Origin of the sequence: Streptomyces sp. NPDC019396 (assembly GCF_040632375.1) — a bacterium.
In the GTDB taxonomy this organism is placed as follows: Bacteria; Actinomycetota; Actinomycetes; order Streptomycetales; family Streptomycetaceae; genus Streptomyces.
The window spans coordinates 14,075-31,515 of sequence record NZ_JBEYBS010000015.1; the positions used below are offsets into that span (position 1 = coordinate 14,075).

The following is a 17,441-nucleotide window of genomic DNA, read 5'->3' on the forward strand; positions in this document are numbered from 1 at the left end:
CGAACCGGCCCTCAGCCGTTCGGGTCCGTGTGGAGCCTGCCTGAGCGAATCCCTCAGGCTGCCGTGGCCACCGCCTGCGGCCGGTGAGGAGCGATGATCTGCCCGTCCGGGAGCAGCTCACCGGTGTCCTCGAACAGCAGGACGCCGTTGCACAGCAGGCTCCAGCCCTGCTCCGGGTGGTGCGCCATGAGACGGGCGGCGTCCCGGTCGGGAGAGTCGGCTGAAGGACAGGGTGGCTGGTGCTGGCACATGGAAGGGTTCTTTCGCTGCGGTGTGGTGAGGAGAGTGCTGCGGCTCGATGCGGTGTTCATGACCGCCCCCGTTTTCGTCGGTCCGATCCCAGTGTTGCCCCACGAGCGTCGATCCGCAGGGATTTCACGGCAGCTCGTCTTCCCACTTAATGACGTATCACCCGCGCGGACGGTTCAACCGAAGGGCACCGTCCCTTCGGATGGTTCGGGAGAACCATCCTGACTAGGTGTCCGCGACGCGCGGACTATGCGGGGCTGCCCCCCTCGGTGCAGCACAACGCCCCGTGACCTGTCGGTCACGGGGCGGGCGCACCGTGCTGTCGTGGGCCGTCGTGTCTTCAGGCTGGGGACCCCAGGAGCGGGGCACGGGTCGCCCGCAGGGTGAGGACCGGGAGTAGCTCGGCTGCCCGGTGGGGGCGGTGGGCGGCGATGCCCGGTGGGGCCGGTGCGAGAGGGACCAGAAGATCATCGGGTGCGGGTGCGCCCGCCGATGCGTCGGCCGCCGTGTCCCCGTGCAGCCACAGGGTGAGCATGTAGAGCTCGGGGATGGACAGCAACCGGGGCTGGTAGTCGGTGGTCAGGGCCTCCGCCTGGATCAGCGCCCGTTCGGTCGAGACGAGGTAGGGGCCTTCGAAGAAGTGCGAGAAAGCCCAGCCGTCCGGGGTCAGCATCGTGTCGGCGGCGGCCACGGAGCGCTCACCGGCGCGTATGAGGAATCTCCAGCCCGCCAGTCTCGTGCGGGGTGCCTGGCCGGGCCGGGGTACGACCTGGTCCAGCACATGGACGGGTAGGGGGAGTTCGGCACTCACCGCTCCCTGGACGGAGCGGAGGGTGGGTGTGGGGGCCTGGCGGACCGCGGCGGGGGAACCGAGGGCCGTGAGAACGCTGCGCAGCGCAGGCGTGGGTGCCGGGGGAACATGCAGCGGCATGGTGGGTCGCCTCTCACTCAAGAGACACGGTGATGCGACGGCAGATGCGGACGGCGCTGTCAGCGTGGGCCAGAGGGGGCTGGAAATGCCATGCCCGGGCGCCAACTCTCTGCCTCGTTTGCCGAGTTTATACGACGTGTGTTCACGCAGTGTTTCTGCTAGCTCTGCCCGATATTGCGGACAAGGTCGAATCAGGACCTTTTCGGGGGGAGTTCTTCCCGGTCTTTTCGTGAACCCGGCGCTGTCACCAGGGGATCCGCTGCACCTGTGGTCGGCTGGATCTCATCGGCGATTCTCACCACATCTGCGCGACGCCTGCGCTACATCCGTAGGAGGGTAACTGCGCGTTGCTTCATGCCGACGGAATGTGCCTCGTGAATGCCTCATCCACACTATCGCGCCGTCATCGCCCGTGAGGCGTTATAGATCAGTCGGTCTGGGCATTATCGTCCGTGACGCGAACGGCCTGTGCCGCAGGCCGCCCACTCGAGGAAGGGTGCTTCGATGGGGGAGAAGGTCGTTGCAGGCACGTTCGACCTGTCGGATCGCCAGAGGTACCGGAGGAAGCTCCAGCAGTGCCTCGCGGGGATGGGGAGGCTCCTGGCGGAGAAGAGGTTCGACCGGCCCAAGAATCTGATGGGCCTGGAGATCGAGTTGAATCTCGCCGGGTCCGACGGACTGCCGCGCATGAGGAATGGCGAGGTGCTCGACCGGATAGCGAGCCGTGATTTCCAGACCGAACTCGGAATGTTCAATCTGGAGGTCAACATAGCCCCGCACCGCCTCGAGGGGCGAGTCTTCGACCAGCTCGCCGAGGAGCTGCACACCAGCCTGGGATATGCCCACCGCAAGGCTGCCGAGCTGGACGCCGGCATCGTGATGATCGGAATTCTCCCGACCATCGAACCCAATGACCTGGTCTCCGCCAACCTTTCCGACGTCGACCGGTACGTCCTGTTGAACGACCAGATCGTCGCGGCGCGGGGCGAGGACTTCACCCTCGACATCGACGGGGTCGAGCGCCTCAGCTGTACGTCGACGTCGATCGCGCCCGAGTCCGCCTGCACCTCCGTGCAGCTCCACCTCCAGGTGACGCCCGCCCGGTTCGCCCAGGTGTGGAACGCCGCGCAGGCCATCGCGTCCGTCCAGATCGCCCTGGGTGCCAACGCGCCCTTCCTCTTCGGCAAGGAGCTGTGGCGCGAATCCCGGCCACCGCTGTTCCAGCAGGCGACGGACACCCGGCCGCCGGAGCTCCAGGCGCAGGGCGTCAGGCCGCGGACCTGGTTCGGCGAGCGCTGGGTCGAGTCGGCCTACGAACTCTTCGAGGAGAACCTGCGCTACTTCCCCTCGCTGCTGCCGATCTGCGACGAAGAGGATCCGCTGAGGGTGCTCGACGACGGGGGAGTCCCGCGCCTCCAGGAACTCGTGCTGCACAACGGCACGGTCTACCGCTGGAACCGCCCGGTGTACGGACTCGCCGACGGCGTACCCCACCTCCGGGTCGAGAACCGTGTGCTGCCCGCCGGACCGACCGTCAACGACGTGGTGGCCAACGCGGCCTTCTACTACGGGATGGTGCGTTCGCTCGCCGAGGAGTCCCGTCCGGTGTGGACCCGGATGCCCTTCGAGGTCGCCGCTGAGAACTTCGACACGGCCTGCCGCCACGGCATCGACGCCGAATTGATGTGGCCGCGGCCGGGCCGCGGTGGCGGGATGACGCGCGTACCGGCGGTCAAGCTCGTACGGGACGAACTGCTGCCGCTCGCAGCCGCCGGGCTCGAGGCGTGGAACGTGGAGGCCGCGGACCGCGACTTCTACCTCGGGATCATCGAAGGCCGCTGCCGCCGCAAGGTCAATGGCGCGTCCTGGCAGGTGGACGCCTTCCACCGGGCGATGGAGTCGGGGCTTGGCCGTGAACCCGCGCTCGCCGCCGTGACACGCCGCTATGCCGAGCTGATGCACCAGGGTGACCCGGTGCACACCTGGCCCTCCTGGTCGGTGGGCTGAGCCCTCGACCTCGCTCGGTAGACGCCGCTACCGAGGCCCTGCCGTCGTGTGCGCTGCCTTCGTCGGGCAAGCTGTGACCCGCTGGACGAGGCAACAGGAGGCGGATGTGCAGGCGGAGGCGGGACGCGCGCCCGGATCGCTCCCCGAGGGGGGCTTGTCGCCCAGGACCCTGCGGTCCGAGATGCTGCTCGTCCTCGCGCTGTCGCTCGGCGCCAGCGCGCTGTCCTCGCTGATCAGCTTCACCGGCGCGCTGACGAAACCGGGCGGTCTGAAGGACCAGGCCGCCACGCTCAACAGCTCCTACGCCCCAGGGCGCCCCTGGCTCGATCTCGCCTGGCAGCTCTTCGGTGTCGCCACCGCACTCGTGCCCGTCGCGCTGGTCGCCCACCTGCTCTTCCGGGAGGGCGCCTGGGGACTCAGGGCCATCGGCTTCGACCGGACCCGGCCCTGGCCCGACCTCGGCCGGGGCGCGCTGGTGGCGGCGGGGATCGGTAGCGCCGGGCTGGCGTTCTATCTGATCGCCAGAGCCGCCGGGTTCAATCTGACCGTGGTGCCCGAGGCGCTGCCCGAGGTCTGGTGGAAGTACCCCGTGCTGATCCTCTCCGCGGTGCAGAACGCCGTGGTGGAGGAAGTGATCGTCGTCGGCTATCTGCTGCGCAGACTGGACCGGCTGGGATGGACTCCGGTCGGGGCGCTCGTGGCCAGTTCCGTGCTGCGCGGCTCGTACCACCTCTACCAGGGCGTCGGCGGATTCATCGGCAACATGGTCATGGGCGCCCTCTTCGTCCTGCTCTACCGGCGCTGGGGACGGGTGGGGCCGCTGGTCGTGGCGCACGCGCTGCTCGACATCGTGGCGTTCGTCGGATACGGGCTGCTTGCCGGCAAGGTGGGCTGGCTGCCGACGCCGTGATGCCGCCCGCCCGTACACGACTTGGGCGCGCTACGGGCTGCTGAGCAGTTCCCCGTCGATCACGGTCACGGCGTGCCCGGTGAGCAGGACGCGTTCGCCGTGCAGCGCCGTGCGCACCAGTCCGGAGCGGGCGGACGCCTGGAGGCCGACGAGCTCGCTGCGGCCGAGTCGTTCTGACCAGTACGGGGCGAGCGCGGTGTGGGCGCTGCCGGTGACGGGGTCCTCGTCGATTCCCACGTTCGGGAAGAAGCCCCTGGAGACGAAGTCGTAGCCGCGGCGGGGGTCTTCGGCCCGGGCGGTGACGATGACCCCCCGCTCCGAGTGCCGGGCCAGGGCCATGAGGTCGGGCGCCAGATCGCGCACGGTCGCCTCGTCCGTGAGTTCCACCAGCAGGTCCCCGATGTGCTCGCCGGTGTCCTGGACCTCCAGCGGAGTGGCGTTGAGGGCCTCGGCGAGCCCTGCCGGTGGCTGCGTACGGGTGAGCGGTGCCACGGGGAAGTCCAGGGTGATCGAACCGTCCTCATGGGCCGTCGCCGTGAGGATCCCGCAGCGCGCGAGGAAGCGCACCGTGCCGGTCGCCGTCCCGGTGGTGTGCAGGACATGGGCCGTCGCGAGGGTGGCATGGCCGCACATGTCGACCTCTGTCGCCGGGGTGAACCAGCGCAGCGCCCAGTCCGCCGGCCCGCCGGGCGCCAGCCGGTGCGCGAAGGCCGTCTCGGCCTGGTTGACCTCTCGCGCCACGTTCTGGAGCCACGGGTCGTCGGGGAAGGCCGGGGTGTCGAGCAGGAGGACTCCGGCTGGGTTGCCGGTGAAGGGCCGGTCGGCGAAGGCATCCACGATTCGTATCCGCATGCCCGTGACGGTAGGGCTCGGGCAAGCCCGCAGGCCAAGGCCAATCCGATGGCTGTGGACCGGTCGGAGCGTCCGGTGGCTCTTCGGTGATGTTTGCCAGACGAGTTATTCCGATATATCGTCGCCGCATCGCGACAGTACAACGATGGCGCGTAGATAGATCACGATGGAGGGAGCAGAGCGATGCGCTCACAAGGACACGGCAACTGCGGGCCCGGCCATCACGGGCCCGGCCCTCGCGAGCGGGGTGACTTCGAGGGGCGGCGCGCCGCCTTCGGTCCCTTCGGGCCTGGTTTCGGGGGTCCGCCCTGGGGCGGTCGGGGCCGCGGCGGTGGGAGGGGGAGAGCCCGGCGCGGCGATGTGCGCGCCTCGATCCTGGCGCTGCTGAAGGACCGGCCGATGCACGGTTACGAGATGATCCAGGAGATCGGCGAGCGCAGCGCCGGGGCGTGGAAGCCCAGTCCCGGTTCGGTCTACCCCACGCTCCAGCTGCTGGAGGACGAGGGACTGATCGCGAGTGAGAGTGACGGCGGCAAGAAGCTGTTCACGCTCACCGATGCGGGGCGCACCGAGGCCGAGTCGGTCCCGGACGCTCCCTGGGAGGATGCGGGCCGCGGTATCGACTGGGATGCCATGCACGAGATAAGGGCGGCGGGCGTGGGTCTGATGGAGGCGTTCGGTCAGGTCTGGAAGACCGGCACCGCCGACCAGCGGACGAAGGCGATCGCCGTGATCAACGACGCACGCAAGAAGCTGTACCTGATCCTGGCCGACGAGCACTGAGTCGCGGCCCGGGATGCCCGGAAGTCCCGGACAGGGGCCCCGCCTGGTGCGGGGCCCCTGTGTCCGTCCCGGGGTGCCGGCTCAGGAAACCAGCCCGCTCAGCTTCCGCAGGGACTCGTTGAGTGCGGCGGTGGCCGAGTCCTTGAGTTTGCCCGCCATCAGCGAGACGGCGGCGCCCGTGAACTCCCCTTCGATGCGCAGGGTCGTGGCGTCCCCGTCGGGGACGAGCGCGTACCGCGTGCCGACGGTCACTCCCATCGGGCCCCTGCCCCTGATGGCGAGGACCCGTTCCGGCTCCAGCTCGGCCACCGTCCACATCACCTCGGCGGGAAAACCCATGAGCTTCATGTTCTCCGGGAAGGTGGCGCCCGTCTCCAGGGTGTGCGGGCCGCCCTGGGGGAAGCTCGTGTGGGTGGCGTTCCAGCGGCCGTACGAAGTGAAGTCCGTCAGCTGGGCCCAGACCTTCCCGGCGGGCGCATCGATGCGTGCCTCTGCACTGACCTCGGCCATGGGGCCACCCCTTCGTCTCGGGTACCGGTGTCTCGGGTACCGGTGTCGCGGAACGTAGTCGTGCGGCCTCGAACATTCAATACTGATGAACAGTCAGACCTGTTGCCATCTCCTCCCCAAGGAGGAGATGGGGGCGGACCCGCCCACCTTGCGTGGGATGCCGAGATGCTCCCGTGCGTCGATGACTCGGGCACCGGCGGACTGATGGGGTGTCATCGTGCACCTTCCCGTCCCCCGCCCGCCCCGTCAGCCTGCTCCCCTGAACGCAGCGACCTACTCACGGCTTACGGCGGAGCTGGCGTCGGTCGTCGCGGCTGCCCGCCGGCGTGCGCTGCGGGACGGGGACCGGCAGATCGACACCGCCCACCTCTTGCACTCCCTCATGGAAGAGGACGCCGGGGCGCGCGCCGTCTTCGACGGCACCGGTCAGGCGGCCCGGGTGCTGGGGTATCTCGTCCAGCGGAGCATCGGATACGGGCTGCGCTGGCAGGGTTCGGTCGAGGACTCGGGGGCGATCGCCGTGCTGCGTGACGTCGAGGCGGCAGGCTGGTCGCCTTCGGCGTCAGCGGCCCTGGAGATCGCTCTGGAGCGCGCTGCCCGGCGCGGCGACGCGCGTGCCACCGGCCTTGACCTGCTCGCCGCGATTGCCGCGGACCGGGACTGCCGCGCCGTCGATGTGCTCAGACGCGCGGGCGTCGACACGGGTCGGCTCGACGTCCGGATCGCGGAGCTGTCTCAACAGGCGTCACGGCCGTGACGCTCCTGACCTTCCCTGTCATGATGTGCCGATGCACGTCTCGGAGGGAAGGAACGTCAGCCTGGGCCTCGCCCTGGCCTCGGCGTTCGCGTTCGGTGGTTCGGGAGTCGCGGCCAAGCCGCTGATCGATGCGGGGCTCGATCCGCTGCATGTGGTCTGGCTCCGAGTGGCCGGCGCCGCGCTCGTGATGCTTCCCCTCGCCTGGCGCCACCGGGACCTGCTGATACGCAAGCCGGCCCTGCTCGCGGGCTATGGACTGCTCGCCGTCGCGGGCGTCCAGGCCTTGTACTTCGCCGCGATCTCCAGGATCCCCGTCGGCGTGGCCCTGCTCGTCGAGTACCTCGCTCCCGCCCTGGTCCTCGGGTGGGTCCGCTTCGTCCAGCGCAGGGCGGTCACCCGGGCCGCGGCACTCGGGGTGATCCTGGCCGTCGGCGGCCTCGCCTGTGTCGTCGAGGTGTGGTCCGGGCTCGGGTTCGATGCGATCGGCATCCTGCTGGCCCTCGGCGCCGCCTGCTGCCAGGTCGGCTACTTCGTGCTCTCCGACCAGGGCAGCAACGGCAAGGACGCCCCCGATCCGCTCGGCGTGATCGCGTACGGGCTGGTCATCGGGGCCGTGGTGCTCACGGCCATCGCCCGTCCGTGGGGTATGGACTGGTCGGTGCTCGCGGGCGACGCGAGCATGGACGGCACCGCCGTCCCCGCCGCACTGCTCCTCGGCTGGACAGTGCTGATCGCCACCGTCCTCGCCTACATCAGCGGTGTCGTCTCGGTCCGCAGGCTGTCCCCGCAGGTGGCCGGAGTCGTCGCCTGCCTCGAAGCGGTCATCGCGACCGTCCTGGCATGGGTCCTGCTGGGCCAGCATCTGTCGGCGCCGCAGATCGTGGGCGGCGCCGTGGTGCTGGTCGGCGCGCTGATCGCCCAGTCGTCGACGCCGAAGGCCCCGTCGGGGCCGGTGGCCGGTGGGGCGGGCCCGGGAATTCCCCCGAGTGCCGAAGAGGCCGAGGGCGCCGTCCCCGGCGCCCGCTTGTCCGACGGTGCGACCTCGGCATAGGCTGCCGATCATGCATTCGACCGTGCTTCCGCCTCCCGCACGCTGACGCGGGCCGGCGATCGCCGATGAAGACCGGGCCCGGGGTGTGGTGTCCCCCGGGGCGGTTTGTCGCTGCCTGCGTGTGAAGCCCAGCGGCCACCAGTCCCGTCTTCAACCGGCCCGTCGTGGAGCCTTCACGCCCCCGTGACCGGGGGAGGGCCCCGGGGATCCCCCGGACATCCCGCACGGAGAAGTCACGTGTCGAACCCTTCATCCTCTGCTGCCTCCGGCCTGCCCGTCGGACGCAGCCTCTTCTATCTCGCTGTCGCCGGTGTGGCCTGGGGGACAGCGGGAGCCGCCGCGTCCCTGGTCTACGTGGCCAGCGATCTGGGCCCGCTCGCCCTGTCCTTCTGGCGCTGCCTGGGCGGACTGGTGCTGCTGGCCGGCGTGCTGGCGCTGCGCCCGCGCGGCGCGGTCGAGGCGGCCGAGCCGCGACGCCACCGAGTGCTGCGCATCCTCGGCACCGGCACGGGCCTGACGGTGTTCCAGAGCGCGTACTTCGCGGCAGTCGAGCAGACCGGGCTCGCCGTCGCCACGGTCGTCACCCTCGGCGCGGGCCCCGTGCTCATCGCCCTCGGAGCCAGGCTGACCATGGGGGAGCGCCTCGGGCGCGGCGGTGCCGCGGCCGTGGTCGGCGCGCTGGCCGGACTGATCGTGCTGGTGCTGGGCGGCGACGCCGGCACGGTCCGGCCGGTCGGGGTGGCGCTCGCGCTCCTCTCCGCCGCGGGATACTCGGGAATCACGCTCCTCACGCGGTGGCTGGGGCGGGCGGGCACGGGCGGGGACGCGCTCGCCACCGCGGCATGGACCTTCGCGGTGGGCGCCGCCGGGCTGCTCCCGTTCGCACTCGTGGAGGGGCTGCTGCCGCACACCGCGGAACCCGCCCGGGTGATCTGGCTGCTGGTGTACGTCGCCGCCGTGCCGACCGCGCTCGCCTACGCGCTCTACTTCGCGGGGGCGGCCGTGGTCAGAGCCGCGACGGTTTCCGTGATCATGCTTCTGGAGCCGGTCAGCGCCGCGGCGCTCGCGGTGACCGTGCTGGGCGAACGGCTGTCGGCGGCGACGGTGGCCGGGACCCTGCTGCTGCTCACCGCGGTCGTCGCGCTGGCCTGGCAGGAGGCGCATGCGCCAGCCCCGCGCGGGGACACCGCGGAAACGGTCGCCGTCTGACGGCCCGGTTGCGCCGGTGAAACGGGGGCGGACCGCGCAGCACCCTGCGAGCCCGCCCCCACCCGCGGCCGCGACCCCCGTGCGCCGCCCCGGGTGGCCGTCACAGTGCCGCGAGATAGTCCGGCAAGGAGACGGCCGGGTCCAAGTCGTCCGCGGGGACGGGCGTGCCATGGCGCGGGGCCAGCGGGATCACTCCGGTCCAGTGCGGCAGTGAGAGGTCCTCCGGGTCGTCGTTCGGACCACCGGTGCGGACCTTGGCCGACACCTCGTCCAGACCGAGCCGGAGCACGGCGGTGGCGGCGAGTTCCCGGTCGTTCGCCGGGCGGGAGTCGCGGGACCGCCCGGGGACGACCTGGTCCACGATCGCGTCCAGTGCCACACGCTTCTCCTCGGGGTCGACCACCTGGTGGGCGGTGCCGTGGACCACGACGGAGCGGTAGTTGATCGAGTGGTGGAAAGCCGAGCGGGCCAGCACGAGGCCGTCGACATGGGTGACCGTCAGACAGACCTTCAGACCTGGGTCGCCCGGATCGCTCGAGTCGCTCCGACCGGCCATCCGGAGCGGGCGGGAACCCGTCGAGCCGTGGACGTACAGCCGCTCGCCGATCCTGCCGTAGAGCGTCGGCAGCACCACCGGTGCTCCGTCGCGTATGAAACCGAGATGGCAGGCATAGGCCTCGTCGAGGATCGCGTGCACCAGCGCCCGGTCGTAGGAGGCACGCGGGCGTCCCCGGGTGGGGTAGGTGCGCTCCGTCTTCGGGTAGGAGGCGATGTCCTGGGGCGGTGAGGGCGGGAGCGAGGACATGGATTGACAACTCCATTGCACTAGTACAAAATCTCTTTTGTGCTAGGAGAGTATCGGATTGCTGGGCGCCGTGCAGCGGAGATCGCCGGGAGCGTGGAGCAGGGGGTGGGCTCGGGAGCGCTCGCACCCGGTCAACTGCTTCCGCCCATGCGGGAGCTGGCCGCCGAGCTGGGCGTCAACCCCAATACGGTCGCGGCGGCCTACCGCACCCTGCGCGAGCGCGGGGTGATCGAGACTGCGGGGCGCAGAGGCAGCCGGGTGCGCTCGCGCCCTGCCAGCACCAGCCGCGACTCGCTCGGCTTCGAAGCCCCGCCCGGCGCCCGTCAGGTAGCCGACGGGAATCCCGACCCCGCTCTGCTGCCACGGCTGTACGACGCCTTCACCGTCGCGGCGGGCGAGCAGGACGGGCGACCCGTGCTCTACGGGGAAGCACCCGTGGACCCCGAGCTCGCACGACTCGCCCGGGCAGGTCTGGAAGCCGACGGTGTGCCGGAGGGGCCGATCGCGGCCGCCTCCGGTTCCCTCGACGCCATCGAGCGTGTGCTCGCCGCCCATCTGCGGCCGGGTGACGCCGTCGCCGTCGAGGATCCCGGCTGGGGCCGGGTGTTCGACCTGCTGGCGGCGCTCGGGATGCGGCCCGTCCCGGTCGCCGTGGACGATGACGGGCCCCGCCCGGATGACGTCCGCAGAGCGCTCGGCCAGGCGGCCAGGGCGCTGATCGTCACCTGCCGGGCACAGAACCCCACCGGGGCTGTGATCACCGAGGCACGCGCCAGGGAACTGCGGGGCCTCATCGCCGCCCATCCGGAGCTCCTCGTCATCGAGGACGACCACGGCTTCGCCATCGTCGACGAGCCGCTCCATCCGCTGGCCGGAGCGTCCCGGCACTGGTCGCTGGTGCGGTCCGTCGCCAAGGCCTACGGGCCCGATCTGCGGCTCGCCGTCATGACCGGCGACCCGCTCACCATCGACCGGGTGGGGGGACGGCAGCGGCTCGGGCCCGGCTGGGTCAGCCGCCTGACGCAGCGCGCCATGGTGGAGCTGTGGTCGACGGGCGCCGTCGACCCGGCGGCGGTGGCGCGCGCGTACGCGGAGCGGCGGGACGCTCTGATCGGCGCGCTCGCGCGACGGGGGGTCGCTGCGCAGGGGCGGAGCGGGATGAATGTCTGGGTGCCGGTCCCCGATGAGACGGGTGCCGTGGCCCGGATGCTCCAAGCCGGGTGGGCGGTGGCCCCGGGTGCCCGCTTCCGCCTGTCGGCGCCCCCGGGAATGAGGCTCACCGTGTCCACGCTCAGCGCCGCCGACATCGAGCCGCTCGCCGACGCGGTGGCCTCCGCGACGGCCCCTCCGCCCGTGCGCAGCTACGGCTGACGCCTGCTCTGGGTGAGCGCCGCGCCCGCCAGCACGACGAGCGCGCCGACGGGAGTGTTCCAGCCGAGCTGCTCGCCCAGCACCAGCACACCGGCGGCGGTGGCGATGACCGGGATGAAATACGTGACCATCGTCGCGGTCGTCGGCCCGACCTCGGCGACCAAGCCGTACTGGAGGAGCATCGCGAAACCCGTTCCCAGCGCGCCCAGCGCGATCACGGCCAGCAGCGGCACCACAGGAAACGCCGTCGGCCGCGCGGTGAACAGCGGTGTCACCACGGCCAGCTGGAGCGTGGCGAGCAGCAACTGCGCGCCGGTCAGGGAAAGGTGCGAGTGGGACGACCCCGCGAGGGTGCGGCGGACGTAGATCCAGCCCACCGGATAGCTCAGCGAGGCGAGCAGCGCGAGCAGGGTGCCGGTCATGTCGACGCCTGCGAAGCCCTGCCAGGCGCCGAGCACGGTCAGTACGCCGATGAAGCCGATGCCGAGCCCTGCGACCCTGCGCCTGGTCGGGCGGTCCTCCGAGAGCGCCACCATGGACAGCACCATGCCCCAGAGCGGGGAGGTGGCGTTGCAGATCCCGGCCAGCGTGGAGGGGATCGTCAGCTCCGCGTAGGCGAAGAGCGAGAACGGCAGGGCGTTGAGGAAGAAGCCCGCGACCATCAGATGGCCCCAGGTGCGCAGGCCGCGCGGCAGCCGTTCACGCCGCACCGCCATGGCCACCGCCAGCACGGCCGTACCGAAGAACAGCCGGCCGAACGTGACCTGGAACGGCGCGAAACCGTGCGTCCCCACCTTGATCAGCAGAAAGCTGAAGCCCCAGATCAGGGCGAGCACCGCGAACCTGATACGCCAGTCCAGGGCCGGGCGACGGCGGGTCGGGGCGGAGGACGCGGAGCCGCCCGCATGGGTGGTCGGTGAGGGTGCAGGGCTGTGCTGCCGGGTCGGCGAAACGGTGCTCATGCCCTCACTGTGGACTGGTCAATCACTTAGGACAAGCGAGAAATTCTCCGTTATTGGATTAGCATTACTTACATGTTGAATCTGGAGCGCCTGCGCACGCTGGACGCACTCGCACGGCACGGCTCGGTCAGCGCGGCGGCCGAAGGGCTGCATGTGACCACGTCGGCCGTGTCACAGCAGATGGCGAAGCTGGAGCGGGAGGTCGGCCAGCAGCTGCTGGCCAAGTACGGCAGGGGAGTGCGGCTCACCGACGCGGGGCGGCTGCTCGCCGACCACGCCGCCCGGATCCTCTCCCAGGTGGAGCTCGCCCAGGCCGATATCGAGGCACAACGCGGTCAGGTCGTCGGTGAGGCGCGCATCGGAGCCTTCCCGACCGCGGCGCGGGGGCTGTTCCCCCAGGCGCTCGCCGCCCTGCGCGACACCCATCCCGAACTACGCGTGCGCTCCATAGAGGTGGAGCCGGAGGACGCCGTGCGGCAGGTGGTCCGTGGCGACCTCGACCTGGCCGTCGTCCTCGACTGGAGCAACAAGCGGCTGCCCGTGCCCGGCGGCCTCGCACGGGCGCGACTGCTCGACGACGCGGCGGATGTCGCCATGCACGCGGACCACCCGCTCGCGGCAAGCGCCGAGGTGGATCTCGAGGACTTCGCCGACGACCCGTGGGTGTCCTGGCCCGAGGGCGAGTTCTGCTACGAGTGGCTGGTCTTCACCCTCCGCGCGAAGGGGGTCGAGCCCCGGATCGCGCACATGGCGGGAGAACACCACACCCAGCTGGCGCTGATCGCCGCGGGAATGGGCGTGTGCGTCACCCCGCGGCTCGGCCGGGGTCCGGTGCCGGAAGGCGTCAGATTCGTGCCCGTACGCCAGAAGATGCACCGCCACATCTACGCGATCTGGCGCAGTGACGCGGACCGCCGCCCGTCCATCCGCGCGGCGGTCGAAGCGCTGCACCGGGCCGCGGCGGGCGTGGCCGCGCTCTGAGCAGGCACCCGCCCGGACCCACCGCCCCTTACAGGGCGGCCAGTTTGCGGAAGTCCCATGACGCGATCGCCTCGGGGGTGAGCCTCATCCAGGCGTGCCTGCCGTCGTGCGGCATGGCGTCCAAGCCGAAGTTCTTCCGGGCGAACAACCGCTCGACCTCGTCGAGCCCGGGATCCGGCTCGCCGGTCCGCGGGGCCTCGCCGACGAATTCGACGCTGCCGGAGAGCTCGGCACCCCGCAGCTCGCCGTACTCCTCACCGGTGTCCACCACCACCGCGATCCGCGGATCGCGGCGCAGATCCGTCCAGCGGCGGCTGCGGGTGATCGAGTACAGCCACAGGGAGGTGCCGTCCCACGCGAACCAGAGGGTGCTGACGTGCGGCCGTCCGTCGGCCGACACCGTCGCCACCCGGCAGGTGCGCTGCTCGGCGAGGAAGACGTCCAGCTCCTCCGGCGTCATCATGATCCGGCGGCCCCGGCGCTGAGTGGCGGGCATGTCCTGGTCTCCTCCTCGTAGCTGACAGGGTGACAGGAATCATGCGGAGTCTTCCCTCCTGACGCAATGCCCGATACGGTCACGCGCCCGCAAGATGATGCCGACGGGGAGTGGAGGCCGGAGGATGCCCATGCGCGAGCAGCTGGTGGAGCAGCTCGACCCGGGCGGCACCGTGCTGCTGACCGTCGAGTGCCAGAACGGAGTGGTCGGCGCGGACAGCGCCCTTCCCGCACTCGCCACCGAGGCCCGGTCGTCCGGGGTCCTGGCCCGGATCGCCCGCCTTGTCGCGGGGGCGCACGGGGCCGGGGTGCAGGTGCTGCACGCGGTGGCGGAGCGGCGGCCCGACGGGCGCGGCTCCAACCACAACGCACGCCTCTTCCGGGCCGCGCGCCGACTGCCGGTCCAGCAGCACCCGGGCACCGAGGCGGTCCGTGTCGCCGCGCCCATCGAGGTGGCGGACGAGGACATCGTGGTCCGCAGACTGCACGGGCTTTCCCCGATCGCCGGCACCGATGTGGACGCGTTGCTGCGCAATCTCGGCTGCCGCACGCTGGTAGTCACGGGGGTCTCGGCGAACGTGGCGATCCCGAACGCCGTGTTCGACGCCGTCAATCTCGGCTACAGGGCGGTCGTACCGGCGGACGCCATCGCGGGGGTGCCCGCGGAGTACACCCCCGCGATGGTCAGGAACACGCTCGCCCTCGTCGCCACCGTGACCACCACCGACGACGTGCTCGCGTGCTGGAAGCATCCGGAGCGGGTCACGCCAGCCTGATCGAGTCCCCCTCCACCACGATCGCGGCGGACGGCAGCGGGGATGTGGCAGGGCCTTTGTGCACGCTGCCGTCGGACGCGTCGAACATGCTGTTGTGGCACGGGCAGTTGATCATGTTTTCCGACACGTTCTTCACGGCGCAGCCCTGGTGGGTGCACTTGGCGGAGAAGGCCTTGAACTCCCCGGCCTTCGGCTGGGTCACCACCACGTCGCCGATCACCTTGCCGCCGCCCTCGGGGATGTCCGCCGTCCTGGCGATCACCTTCCCGCCACCGCCGCCCGTCGCGCCACCGGGGTCCTTGGTGGCCGTGCTGGCCGCCGGCTCACCGGCCGCTCCGGATTCGTTCGATCCGCCGCACGCCGTGAGGGCCAGGCACAGCCCGGCTCCGCCCGCCGCCGCGACGGCGGTGCGGCGTGTCACGGGGTGCGCCGGTCCCTGCGTTCCACTCATGCGGGCCTCCCTTTCCATCGGCGGCCCGGGATCGGGCCCGTTCGTGATGTTGTACGGGACCCGGCCCCACGATGTTCAACGACCACGCCGTGGGGGCGCACAGTAATCTGGCGGGATGCTCTCCGAAGTCACGGCGACCCGCTATGTCACGCCCCTGCGTGAAGGCGGCTCCCTCCCGGGCATCGTCGAGGCCGACGATCTCGGTACGTATGTCATGAAGTTCACCGGAGCCGGCCAGGGGCGCAAGACGCTGGTCGCCGAGGTCATCTGCGGTCAGCTCGGTCGCAGGCTGGGCCTGCGGGTCCCCGAGCTGGCGCAGATCCAGCTCGATCCGGTCATCGGGCTCTCCGAGCCCGACCAGGAGGTGCAGGAGCTGCTCAAGGCCAGCGGTGGCCTGAACCTCGGGATGGACTTCCTGCCCGGGTCGCTCGGCTTCGACCCGCTGGCGTACGAGGTGGACGCCGCGGAGGCGGGCCGGGTCGTCTGGTTCGACGCGCTGATCAACAACGTCGACCGGTCCTGGCGCAACCCCAACATGCTGGTCTGGCACGGTGATCTGTGGCTGATCGACCATGGCGCCACCATGATCTGGCACCACAACTGGGCGGGCGCGAGGGCCTCGGCCGCCAAGCCCTACGACGCGTCCGACCACGCCCTCGCCCCCTTCCGTCCCGACGTCGCCACGGCCGCCGCCGCGCTGGCGCCGCAGGTCACCGAGGAACTGCTGACCGAAGTGGCCGCTGACGTGCCCGACGAATGGCTTGTCGACGAGCCGGGGTTCGAGTCCACCGACGCCGTCCGGCGCTCCTACGTGGAGGCACTGCTGTCGCGCGCCGCTTCCATCCACGAGCGGATCACCCTCGGCGCCCCCTCCGCGTCGCGGCCCTCGCAGGCCCCGGGATGGCTGACCGAGCACCTCACACCGTGGCCGCATCCCACGAAGAAGGACCGGGACGGCGTGAAGGGCGGCGGGCAGTGAGCAGGGGCGGCGAAGAGCGGGACGTGTTCGAGTACGCGCTGCTGCGCGTCGTGCCCAGGGTCGAGCGGGGCGAGTGCTTCAACGCGGGGGTGGTGGTCTACTGCCGTGCCCGGTCCTTCGTGTCCGCGCGCACCCATCTGGACGAGGCGAAGCTGAGGGCGCTGGACCCGCAGGCGGACATCACCGGTGTGCGGGCGGCGCTGCATGCCGTCGAGGGAGTGTGCCGCGGCGGCGAGTATGCGGGACAGGCAGCCCGGGACGATGCGGGACGCCGCTTCCGCTGGCTGATCGCGCCGCGTTCGACGGTGGTGCAGCCAGGGCCCGTGCACACCGGTCTGACCACTGATCCGGAAGCCGAGGTCGAGCGCCTGCTCGACGTGCTGGTGCGCTGATCGCGCGGGTGGCGGAGGTGAACCGGGCGCCGTAATGCGGGGGGTCCGTTGACACCGGGTGCCAGGGCTTCTAGCGTCTCGTCCAGCTGAAGGTACTAAGCGGTCGCTCATCCCTTCTCCGGGCCGTGACCGGGCGACCTCATCCAGCTGTACAACCGCATGCGTTCAACTGCATTCACCGGGATCCAAGGGCGAGGAGAGCCAACCATGTCCAGCACCGAGCAGCGCGTTGCCATCGTGACGGGAGCGGCGCGCGGCATTGGCGCCGCCACCGCCGTACGCCTGGCGGCCGAGGGCCGTGCCGTCGCCGTACTCGACCTCGACGAGGCGGCCTGCAAGGACACCGTCGAGAAGATCACCTCGGCCGGTGGCAAGGCGATCGCCGTCGGGTGCGACGTCTCGGACTCCGCCCAGGTCGAGGCCGCTGTGGGCCGCGTCGCCGCCGAGCTCGGCGCTCCGACCATCCTCGTCAACAACGCCGGGGTGCTGCGGGACAACCTGCTCTTCAAGATGAGCGAGTCGGACTGGGACATCGTGATCAACGTGCACCTCAAGGGCGCGTTCCTGATGGCCAAGGCCTGCCAGAAGCACATGGTGGACGCCGGCTTCGGGCGGATCGTCTCGCTGTCCTCCAGCTCCGCGCTGGGCAACCGGGGCCAGGCCAACTACTCCGCGGTCAAGGCAGGTCTCCAGGGGTTCACCAAGACCCTTGCCAAGGAACTCGGCAAGTTCGGGGTCACCGCCAACGCGGTCGCTCCCGGCTTCATCGTCACCGAGATGACGGCGCAGACCGCCGCCCGCGTCGGCATGGGCTTCGAGGAGTTCCAGGCCGCCGCCGCCACCCAGATCCCGGTGCAGCGGGTCGGCCGGCCGGAGGACGTAGCCAACGCGATCGCCTTCTTCACGGGTGACGACGCCGGATTCATCTCCGGGCAGGTCATGTACGTGGCCGGCGGCCCGCTCAACTGAC

20 protein-coding genes are annotated in these 17,441 nt (G+C 70.8%); 12 read left to right on the plus strand and 8 right to left on the minus strand.

Annotated elements, in window-relative coordinates:
* Positions 1–53: 53 nt before the first annotated feature.
* Complete coding sequence (locus tag ABZ532_RS18720; protein ID WP_361284747.1) at positions 54–251, minus strand: DUF5999 family protein; 198 nt, start codon at positions 249–251, stop codon at positions 54–56.
* 338 nt (positions 252–589) lie between these two features.
* A complete protein-coding gene (locus ABZ532_RS18725; protein WP_361284298.1) occupies positions 590–1,180 on the minus strand; it encodes a hypothetical protein in 591 nt (196 codons plus the stop codon).
* 504 nt (positions 1,181–1,684) lie between these two features.
* On the opposite strand from ABZ532_RS18725, the gene ABZ532_RS18730 reads away from it, so the two are divergent.
* Together ABZ532_RS18730 and ABZ532_RS18735 are read left to right on the plus strand one after the other, a co-directional pair.
* Positions 1,685–3,187, plus strand: coding sequence for a glutamate--cysteine ligase (locus tag ABZ532_RS18730; protein WP_361284301.1), 1,503 nt, complete (start codon positions 1,685–1,687; stop codon positions 3,185–3,187).
* A 106-nt stretch (positions 3,188–3,293) separates the two neighbouring features.
* Complete coding sequence (locus ABZ532_RS18735; protein WP_361284304.1) at positions 3,294–4,097, plus strand: CPBP family intramembrane glutamic endopeptidase; 804 nt, start codon at positions 3,294–3,296, stop codon at positions 4,095–4,097.
* 30 nt (positions 4,098–4,127) lie between these two features.
* On the opposite strand, the gene ABZ532_RS18740 is transcribed toward ABZ532_RS18735, so the two are convergent.
* On the minus strand, positions 4,128–4,949 hold the full coding sequence (locus ABZ532_RS18740; RefSeq protein ID WP_361284307.1) for a PhzF family phenazine biosynthesis protein: 822 nt from the start codon (positions 4,947–4,949) through the stop codon (positions 4,128–4,130).
* A 183-nt stretch (positions 4,950–5,132) separates the two neighbouring features.
* On the opposite strand from ABZ532_RS18740, the gene ABZ532_RS18745 reads away from it, so the two are divergent.
* A complete protein-coding gene (locus tag ABZ532_RS18745; protein ID WP_361284310.1) occupies positions 5,133–5,732 on the plus strand; it encodes a PadR family transcriptional regulator in 600 nt (199 codons plus the stop codon).
* 81 nt (positions 5,733–5,813) lie between these two features.
* Here the strand turns inward: ABZ532_RS18745 and ABZ532_RS18750 are convergent, their stop codons facing one another.
* Positions 5,814–6,242, minus strand: a complete 429-nt coding sequence (locus tag ABZ532_RS18750; protein ID WP_361284313.1) for an SRPBCC family protein — start codon at positions 6,240–6,242, stop codon at positions 5,814–5,816.
* Positions 6,243–6,459: 217 nt separating this feature from the next.
* Here ABZ532_RS18750 and ABZ532_RS18755 point away from each other — a divergent pair, with 217 nt between their 5' ends.
* The 3 genes from ABZ532_RS18755 to ABZ532_RS18765 all read left to right on the plus strand — a co-directional run bounded on the left by ABZ532_RS18755 (position 6,460) and on the right by ABZ532_RS18765 (position 9,259).
* Positions 6,460–6,999 (plus strand): Clp protease N-terminal domain-containing protein, encoded by a 540-nt coding sequence (locus ABZ532_RS18755; protein ID WP_361284316.1) that lies wholly within the window; start codon positions 6,460–6,462, stop codon positions 6,997–6,999.
* Positions 7,000–7,030: 31 nt separating this feature from the next.
* Positions 7,031–8,050 carry an EamA family transporter gene (locus ABZ532_RS18760; protein ID WP_361284319.1) on the plus strand — a complete coding sequence of 340 codons (1,020 nt, stop codon included), beginning with the start codon at positions 7,031–7,033 and terminating at the stop codon, positions 8,048–8,050.
* A gap of 237 nt (positions 8,051–8,287) precedes the next feature.
* Positions 8,288–9,259 (plus strand): EamA family transporter, encoded by a 972-nt coding sequence (locus ABZ532_RS18765; RefSeq protein ID WP_361284322.1) that lies wholly within the window; start codon positions 8,288–8,290, stop codon positions 9,257–9,259.
* A gap of 100 nt (positions 9,260–9,359) precedes the next feature.
* On the opposite strand, the gene ABZ532_RS18770 is transcribed toward ABZ532_RS18765, so the two are convergent.
* A complete protein-coding gene (locus tag ABZ532_RS18770; protein WP_361284325.1) occupies positions 9,360–10,064 on the minus strand; it encodes a pyridoxamine 5'-phosphate oxidase family protein in 705 nt (234 codons plus the stop codon).
* A gap of 39 nt (positions 10,065–10,103) precedes the next feature.
* On the opposite strand from ABZ532_RS18770, the gene ABZ532_RS18775 reads away from it, so the two are divergent.
* The gene (locus ABZ532_RS18775; RefSeq protein ID WP_361284328.1) at positions 10,104–11,435 is read left to right on the plus strand and encodes an aminotransferase class I/II-fold pyridoxal phosphate-dependent enzyme; all 1,332 of its coding nucleotides are present in this window, start codon (positions 10,104–10,106) and stop codon (positions 11,433–11,435) included.
* Here ABZ532_RS18775 and ABZ532_RS18780 read toward each other — a convergent pair.
* Positions 11,426–12,397: a DMT family transporter gene (locus tag ABZ532_RS18780; RefSeq protein WP_361284331.1), complete on the minus strand. Its 972-nt coding sequence runs from the start codon at positions 12,395–12,397 to the stop codon at positions 11,426–11,428. The genes ABZ532_RS18775 and ABZ532_RS18780 overlap by 10 nt on opposite strands.
* A 72-nt stretch (positions 12,398–12,469) precedes the next feature.
* Here ABZ532_RS18780 and ABZ532_RS18785 point away from each other — a divergent pair, with 72 nt between their 5' ends.
* Positions 12,470–13,378, plus strand: coding sequence for a LysR family transcriptional regulator (locus ABZ532_RS18785; RefSeq protein ID WP_361284334.1), 909 nt, complete (start codon positions 12,470–12,472; stop codon positions 13,376–13,378).
* A 28-nt stretch (positions 13,379–13,406) separates the two neighbouring features.
* Here ABZ532_RS18785 and ABZ532_RS18790 read toward each other — a convergent pair whose 3' ends face one another.
* Positions 13,407–13,874, minus strand: coding sequence for a pyridoxamine 5'-phosphate oxidase family protein (locus ABZ532_RS18790; protein WP_361284337.1), 468 nt, complete (start codon positions 13,872–13,874; stop codon positions 13,407–13,409).
* A 124-nt stretch (positions 13,875–13,998) separates the two neighbouring features.
* Between ABZ532_RS18790 and ABZ532_RS18795 the strand changes: the two genes are divergently transcribed.
* Complete coding sequence (locus ABZ532_RS18795; RefSeq protein ID WP_361284340.1) at positions 13,999–14,649, plus strand: cysteine hydrolase; 651 nt, start codon at positions 13,999–14,001, stop codon at positions 14,647–14,649.
* On the opposite strand, the gene ABZ532_RS18800 is transcribed toward ABZ532_RS18795, so the two are convergent.
* Positions 14,636–15,100: a Rieske (2Fe-2S) protein gene (locus ABZ532_RS18800; RefSeq protein WP_361284343.1), complete on the minus strand. Its 465-nt coding sequence runs from the start codon at positions 15,098–15,100 to the stop codon at positions 14,636–14,638. The genes ABZ532_RS18795 and ABZ532_RS18800 overlap by 14 nt on opposite strands.
* Positions 15,101–15,215: 115 nt before the next feature.
* Between ABZ532_RS18800 and ABZ532_RS18805 the strand changes: the two genes are divergently transcribed.
* From ABZ532_RS18805 to fabG, 3 genes are all read left to right on the plus strand, one after another.
* A complete protein-coding gene (locus ABZ532_RS18805) occupies positions 15,216–16,079 on the plus strand; it encodes a HipA family kinase (RefSeq protein WP_361284346.1) in 864 nt (287 codons plus the stop codon).
* A complete protein-coding gene (locus tag ABZ532_RS18810) occupies positions 16,076–16,471 on the plus strand; it encodes a DUF3037 domain-containing protein (protein ID WP_361284348.1) in 396 nt (131 codons plus the stop codon). Before ABZ532_RS18805 ends, ABZ532_RS18810 begins: the two co-directional genes overlap by 4 nt.
* Before the next feature lie 207 nt (positions 16,472–16,678).
* Positions 16,679–17,440, plus strand: a complete 762-nt coding sequence (gene fabG, locus ABZ532_RS18815; protein WP_361284351.1) for a 3-oxoacyl-ACP reductase FabG — start codon at positions 16,679–16,681, stop codon at positions 17,438–17,440.
* Position 17,441 lies beyond the last annotated feature (1 nt).